Source organism: Nocardioides sp. (assembly GCF_035703625.1).
GTDB lineage: Bacteria > Actinomycetota > Actinomycetes > Propionibacteriales > Nocardioidaceae > Nocardioides.
Window position 1 is genome coordinate 1 of the sequence record NZ_DASSXS010000288.1, and the last position, 6946, is coordinate 6946.

Annotated in this window: 5 protein-coding genes and 1 tRNA gene; 4 read left to right on the plus strand and 2 right to left on the minus strand. The window is 70.4% G+C overall.

Going from position 1 to position 6946, the window contains the following annotated elements; all coding sequences use genetic code 11:
- The 4 genes from VFN12_RS15105 to VFN12_RS15120 all read left to right on the plus strand — a co-directional run.
- A partial coding sequence (locus VFN12_RS15105; protein ID WP_325119564.1) for a hypothetical protein occupies positions 1 to 575 on the plus strand: 575 nt, incomplete at its 5' end.
- Positions 576 to 764: 189 nt separating this feature from the next.
- Positions 765 to 2111, plus strand: coding sequence for a hypothetical protein (locus VFN12_RS15110; protein WP_325119565.1), 1347 nt, complete (start codon positions 765 to 767; stop codon positions 2109 to 2111).
- On the plus strand, positions 2108 to 4471 hold the full coding sequence (locus VFN12_RS15115) for a hypothetical protein (protein WP_325119566.1): 2364 nt from the start codon (positions 2108 to 2110) through the stop codon (positions 4469 to 4471). Before VFN12_RS15110 ends, VFN12_RS15115 begins: the two co-directional genes overlap by 4 nt.
- A gap of 75 nt (positions 4472 to 4546) precedes the next feature.
- The gene (locus VFN12_RS15120) at positions 4547 to 5026 is read left to right on the plus strand and encodes a MarR family transcriptional regulator (RefSeq protein WP_325119567.1); all 480 of its coding nucleotides are present in this window, start codon (positions 4547 to 4549) and stop codon (positions 5024 to 5026) included.
- Positions 5027 to 5250: 224 nt separating this feature from the next.
- Here the strand turns inward: VFN12_RS15120 and VFN12_RS15125 are convergent, their stop codons facing one another.
- Together VFN12_RS15125 and VFN12_RS15130 are read right to left on the minus strand one after the other, a co-directional pair.
- Entirely contained in the window at positions 5251 to 6558 is a 1308-nt protein-coding gene (locus VFN12_RS15125; protein WP_325119568.1) for a hypothetical protein, read from the minus strand.
- A 278-nt stretch (positions 6559 to 6836) separates the two neighbouring features.
- Positions 6837 to 6909, minus strand: a tRNA-Arg gene (locus VFN12_RS15130).
- Between the last annotated feature and the right edge of the window lie 37 nt (positions 6910 to 6946).

A 6946-nucleotide genomic window follows, 5' to 3' on the forward strand; every position in this document is an offset into this window, starting at 1 on the left:
ATCTCGAGGTCAGCGTCGCAGTCGACCCGTCCTGCGACCCCGGCCTGTCGCTCGTCCCCGAGCAGGTAGCTCAGACCGTCGCCAGCGGTGAGACCGCGACCTTCGTGTCGACCCTCCAGGTGGACGGGTCTGCACCCCGAGGCACGCTCACCTGTCGGATCGGCTTCACGCTCGACGGAGTTCCCGGTGGCCCCGGCTTCGTGCAGACCGTCCACGTCGACCTCACCGGCGACGTGATCCCACCCGTCGTCAGCTGCCCGCCGGGCCCCAACCCGGCCGGCACCCTGTCGGGCGACAGCAGCGACGGTTACTACCGGATGATCGCGCTCGACGACGTCGACCCGAACGTGGACATCTACGTCCGGGACACCGCCTCGAACCTCCGGTTCGGGCCGTACGCGAACGGCACCACGTTCAAGCTCACCCAGGCGCCCGGCGGCAAGGTCGAGGTCAAGCCCTTCACCGGCGCCGTCCAGAACAGGTTCACCCTCAACGGAGACGCCGAGCTGATGGGCGTCGACGACTCCGGCAACACCGCCACCACGGTGTGCGTGGTCGCGCCCCACACCCTCTGACGCCCGCGTCCGGGACCCGGCGAGTCCCGCAGGGAGGAGCGTGTGTTTACCTCATGGGCGTCGGGGGTAAGTGACGCAGGCGTGTGCCGGGCCACGAACTCGCGCACGCGGCGGTAGCGCCCGCTGCACACAAGCTCGGGCCGCAAGGGAGACGCTCGGCAGACGACGCCGGGCGCAGAGAGGGAACCGATGAGCTCCGACGAATTCGCACCGATCACGCCCGACGAACTGGAGGCCGAGGGGGTGACGGCGCTGCCGGACAAGGAGGTCGTCTCGATCCTCGACCTCGCGGCTGACGTGGACCTCGCCATCGACGGCGCGGCACCCATCGACCTCGCCGTCGCCCTCAATGCCAACGTCGTGGCGCCGATCGACGCCGCGGTGGGCGCCAACCTGCTGTCCAACGGCTCCGAGGCCCAGGCCCTGGCCGACCAGGGTGTCGTCGTCAACCAGACGGTGGCGGCCGACGCGATCGCGACCGGCACCCAGGACAGCTCCATCGACCAGTCCGACACCGTCGAGCCCACGGGCGCCGACACCACTGCTCCTGCCGAGGGCACCGGGGCCGACCAGCCTGCGGCCATGACGGCGGCCGACGCCACCGAGGCCGGCGACGCCGCTGCTGCCGCCGAGCCCGTCGACGGCACCCTTGTGGTCGACTCCGCCGGCAACATCGTCGGCACCCTCGACACCCAGACCGGCAACGTCCTCGACTCCTCCGGCACAGTCGTCGGCACCCTCAACGAGACCACCGGCCTGGTCGTGGACTCCGCGGGCAACCTCGTCGGCAGCGTGACCAACCTGATCGACGGCGCCTCCGTCGTCGGCTCCGGCGGCGACGTGATCGGCGTCCTCGACGGCGCGACCGGCAACGTCACGGATGCCTCCGGCAACGTCGTCGGAGTCCTGGACCCCCTCACCGGGGAGGTGCTGAACTCCACGGGCGACGTTCTCGGCACGGTGACCGGGCTGGTCGACGGCACCGCGATCGTGGACGGCGCCGGCAACGTCGTCGGCACGCTCGACGGTGCCACCGGCAACGTCGTCGACTCAGCCGGCAACGTGATCGGCTCCCTCGACCCGCTCACCGGTCAGGTGCTCGATGCGACCGGTCACGTGATCGGCACCGTCGGCAACGTCCTCGACGACGTGACCGACACCGTCGGGCAGCTCGACACCGGCGACCTGCTCAAGGGCGACCTTCTCAACGTCGACGTCAACGTCGACCTCGATGCCGACCTGGCCGCCCCCATCAACGGTGCGGTCGCGGCGAACGCCAACGTGGCGGCGCCGATCGACGCCGCCGTGGCCGCCAACGTCCTCTCCGACGACTCCCAGGCGACGGCGATCGCCCAGCAGGACGCCATCATCAACCAGTCGATCACGGGAACCGCCCAGGCCACGTCCGACCAGGTCTCGGACATCAACCAGTCGTCCACGGAGCCGCCCGACACCGACACCGCCTCGGCCGACGAGTCGGCGTCGACCACCGCGACTGCTGACCCGACGAGCGACGCCGGGACGCAGCCGCAGTGACGACACTCGTCGACGCGCCCGCACGCGTCGACGACCTCCAGCTCATCGGGTCGATGGTGGGGTCCGGCTACCGGACCCCACCGGCCCTGGTCCGCCGCGGCGACGGGCAGACTCTCCAGCTCACCCCGCTGCTCTACCTGGTGCTGGATGCCGTCGACGGCCGGCGCAGCTGTGCCGAGATCGCGGACGTCGTCAGCCATGCCATGGAGCGACGGGTCTCGGAGGAGGTGGTCGCGACCCTGGTCGAGGACCACCTGCGACCGCTGGGGCTGCTCAAGCTCGACGACGGTTCGGAGCCCGAGCTCAAACGGTCCAACCCCCTGCTGGCCCTCAAGCTCAAGTTCGCCGTCACCGATCCCCGGAGCACCCGCCGCCTGACCGACCCGTTCCGGTTCCTGTTCCGCCCGGCGCTGGCCGCGGTCGTGGTCGCGGGGTTCCTCGCCGTCACGTGGTGGGTCTTCTTCCGCCAGGGCCTCGCGCCCGCGGCGTACGACGCCTTCCAGCGGCCGCACCTGCTGCTCCTGGTCTTCGTGGTGACCGTGCTCTCGGCGGGCTTCCACGAGTTCGGCCATGCGGCGGCGGCGCGCTACGGCGGAGCCGACCCCGGGGTGATCGGCGCCGGTCTCTACCTGGTGTGGCCCGCGTTCTACACCGACGTGACCGACAGCTACCGGCTGGGCCGGACGGGCCGGATCCGCACCGACCTGGGCGGCCTCTACTTCAACGCCATCGTGGTGGTGCTCACCTTCGTCTGGTGGTCGCTCTCCGGCTGGGACGCGCTGCTGCTGCTGGTGGCGACCCAGATCCTCCAGATGGTGCAACAGCTCCTGCCGCTGCTGCGCTTCGACGGCTACCACCTGCTCGCCGACCTGACCGGTGTCCCCGACCTCTACCACCGGATCCGTCCGACGCTGGCCGGGCTGCTGCCGCACCGGTGGTCGGACCCGGAGGCCCGTGCCCTCAAGCCCTGGGCCCGGGGCGTGATCACCCTGTGGGTGCTGATCACGGTCCCGATGCTGGTGCTCATGCTCGCAGCCCTGGTAGCGGCCGTCCCCCGCATGGTCGGCTCGGCGGGTGGGGCGATCCGGCAGAACGCCTCCGCAGTCGCGGACGCGTGGCAGACCGGGACCTTCATCGACGTCACCGCCAACGGGCTCCAGGTGCTCGCGGTCGTGCTGCCGCTGCTCGCGTGCGCCATCATCCTGGGCCGGCTGGGGCTGCGTTCGTCGCGGGGCCTCGCGCAGTGGAGCCAGGGCTCCCTCCCCAAGCGGGTCCTGGCCGCGGCACTGAGCGCCGTGGTCATCACCAGCCTCTCGTGGGCGTGGTGGCCGCACCCCGGCAACTACCGTCCGATCGGGCCCGACGAGCGCGGGCTGATCACCTCGTTGCTCCCGAGCGCGCAAAGCGTCCCGGCCGCCCGGCCCGCTCCGCTCTACGCCCCCGCCTCCGCGGCGGGAGGATCGGCCGAGGAGAGGCTGGGGAGTGGGGAGCCGCTCGAGGCGACGTTCGCCGAGGGCGCGGCCCTCCCGACGAAGTCCGATCCCCAGCTGGCGATGGTGCTGGTCCCGGCCGCGGAGGAGCCCGGCGACGGATCGTCGGACCCGGAGCCGGACCCGGACGGGTCGACCGAACCGTGGGTGTTCCCGTTCGACAAGCCCCTGCCTCCCGACGAGGGGGACAACCAGGCAGCGGCCTACAACACCACCGACGACTCGGTCCGGTACGACGTCGCGTTCGCGCTCGTGTGGGCCGAGGGCGACGAGGTGCTCAACGTCAACGAGGCCCACGCCTACGCCTCGTGCTCGAACTGCGTGACGGTCGCGGTCGCCTTCCAGGTCGTGCTGATCATGGACGACGCCCACGTGGTCGTCCCCCAGAACCTCGCCGTTGCCGCCAACTACGACTGCTACCGGTGCATCACGGCCGCCATCGCCAGCCAGCTTGTCCTCTCGGTCGAGGACACCCCCGGCCAGGAGCAGCTCCTGGCCCTCGTCGAGGTCTGGAACCAGCTGACCGAGTTCGGACAGAACATCACGGCGTACTCCCTCGCCGAGATCTCCACCCAGCTGGACGAGTTCAAGGCCGAGATCGTCGCCATCCTCGGCGAGGCGCCCCCTGTCGTGCCCGACTCGACGTCGACCTCGACGTCGGGATCGTCGTCCGACGGCACGTCCACCGAGGGAACCACCGAGCCGTCGTCGGGCAGCTCACCGACCGGCTCACCGGCCGCACCAGCGCCCAGTCCCACAGAACCGGCGGCAGAACCCTCGGCGGAGCCGGCGACCGAGCCGACCACGGCGCCGCCCTCTCCCGAGCCGAGCGCCGAGCCTTCTCCTGAGGCGTCCACACCCTCGCCCTAGCCGGGACCGCCCGGGCCCGGACTCGATGCCTCGACCCCGGGAGTGCGGCTCGATGAATCTGCGATGCTTGTCGCCATGGCAGAGCCCCCCACCGAATCCAGCCGGCAGGTCGAGGCTGTCCTGCGCGCCTCCAAGGCCCTGGTGGCCATCGTCGCGCGCTCCTTCGCCGACACCGACACCCAGCTGACGCTGCCCCAGTGGCGAGTGCTGGTCATCCTCCACGGCCACGGTCCCCTGAACCCCGGCGCCGTCGCGCAGTGGATGGGCGTGCACCCCTCCAACACCACCCGGGCCTGCGACGTGCTCGTCAAGGCGGGACTGGTCGACCGGCGCGAGAACCCGGACGACCGGCGCCAGATGCTGCTCACCATGACCGACCAGGGCGAAACGATGGTCGGATCCCTCCTCGACTTTCGCCGGGACGCGATCGGCGCGATCCTCGCCAAGCTGTCTGCTGCGCAGAGGCAGCAGCTGACGGAGTCGATGGAAGCGTTCGCGGATGCTGCGGGCGACAGTCCCGAACGCCTGATGCCCCCGTCGGTCTGGGCCACCTGAGCCGCGCAGACCCGGCCGCGAGCCGGCGTCGTGAGGGGACCCCCAACTCGATCGTTGACGGCCCCCTCACCCCCGGAACGGGTGTCTCCAACCGGAATGGTTGCACGGGCTCAAGCATTGCGAAATCGCCCACCAGGGCCAGGTTCGCATGGTCACCAAGGGTCGCCCCGGCTCACCCACCCGGAGGGCACCGGTCCGTGTCGAGCCGGCCTGCCGCCAGGGCGTCAGGCCACGTACTCGGTGAAGACGCCGGTGCGGTTCTCCAGGGTGGGGCGCGGCCCGATCTTGTTGATGGTCAGCGTGCCGACCGGGCTGGCACCCGGTTTCATGGCGATCCTCTCGGCGGTGCTGCGATTGGTGTTCCACAGCAGGGCGCCGGGGCTCAGGTTGGTCGCCGGGGCCATCCGCTTCGCCTCGAGCTCGATCCGGGTGGGGAAGGTGCGGATGAGCAGGTAGTTCATCGAGCGCGAGGAGAAAATGTTCCCGCCGTGCACGATCTGGAACGGCGTCGCCTGGGTCACCGGGTCGTGGTGAGCGGTGATCTCGTGGAACTCGGCACAGAGCAGCAGGTCCACACGGTGCTTCTGGAGGACCCGCCAGAACGGTGACCCCGCTCCTCCCTCCATCGTGATCTGCGAGGTGTTGGCCGCCCGGTTGGGCCCGAACGCGGGGCTCTCCGACTGGACGAGGATGTGCTTGATGCCGTCCTCGCGCTGGCTGGCCAGCAGCTCGTCGAGCCAGTCGAGCTGGTCGCCCTCCACCGAGGAGCGGATGCCGTCGGGGCGCTTGACGAAGGGGTCGACGGTGACCAGCAGCGTGAGCGGGTCGAGACGGACCGCGTAGGCCGTGTCCTCCCACGCGGTGCCCACCGGGCGCAGCGTGTACTTGTGCCCGCCGTCGGGTCGGCGGGTGAAGTACTCCGACCACTTGGACTTGAAGGTCTCCATGGCGCCGTACTGCCATCCGAGGGCGATGCCGTTTCGCCCCGAGTCCCCGATCTCGTGATCGCCCACGCCGAAGTGCCAGTTGGTGGTGACCCCGGAGGCGTCGCGGAACCGCAGCCACTCCGAGTAGTAGCAGTCAGCGGCCGCCTGGACGGCGAGCGTCCGCTCCTCAGGCGTCCCTACCGGGCCGAAGATCCCGGTGTTGGGCCACCTGGTGTTGTTGTCGTTGCCCCACCGGCCTTCGACCATGTCGCCCTGGTGCAGCACCGCCTCCGGATTCTCCGAGGCGATCTGCGCGAACACGACCTGCATGGCGTCGTACCACTCCTGGTTGAAGCTGTTGGGGTCGCCCGGGTCCCACCCGAGGCCGGCCCGCAGGGTGGCCACGTCCCCGATGTCGGCGTGCGGAACGCCGGACGTCGAGAGGTACGTGTGCGGCGGGTCCTGTCGCAGCCCGGGGGCGGCGTGAGCAGTGGCCGGGACCAGCCCGCCCAGCACGCCCGTCGCCGCGGCCGCGCCGGCACCCGCCAGGAGGCGCCGCCGGGAGATCTCCGCTGAGGACACCGCCGTGGGTTCGATCCTGGTCATGGAGGATTCCCTTCGTACGAGGTTCGGCGGGGAGAGGGATCTGGGCCAGATCGAGCCCGGGACGGCGAGCGCCCGTCGACCGCCCGCGACGCGGACCATAATGAAAAGTAAAAGAGTAAGTCAACTGTCTTACTCCACTAGAGGACCCGTCGAATAGGCACCGGACCGCACCGGCCCTGCGTCCCAACGCACCCTCGCCGCGGGGGCGGGTGGTCGATCGTCGTGCCGAAATGACGAAACCGCAGGCCAGCGGGGGAACTGCCTGCGGTTTCGGTTTGCGCGCCCGTAGGGATTCGAACCCCAAACCTTCTGATCCGTAGTCAGATGCTCTATCCGTTGAGCTACGGGCGCACGTCCCCACCAGGTGGAAGCCCCGGCGAGGACTGGA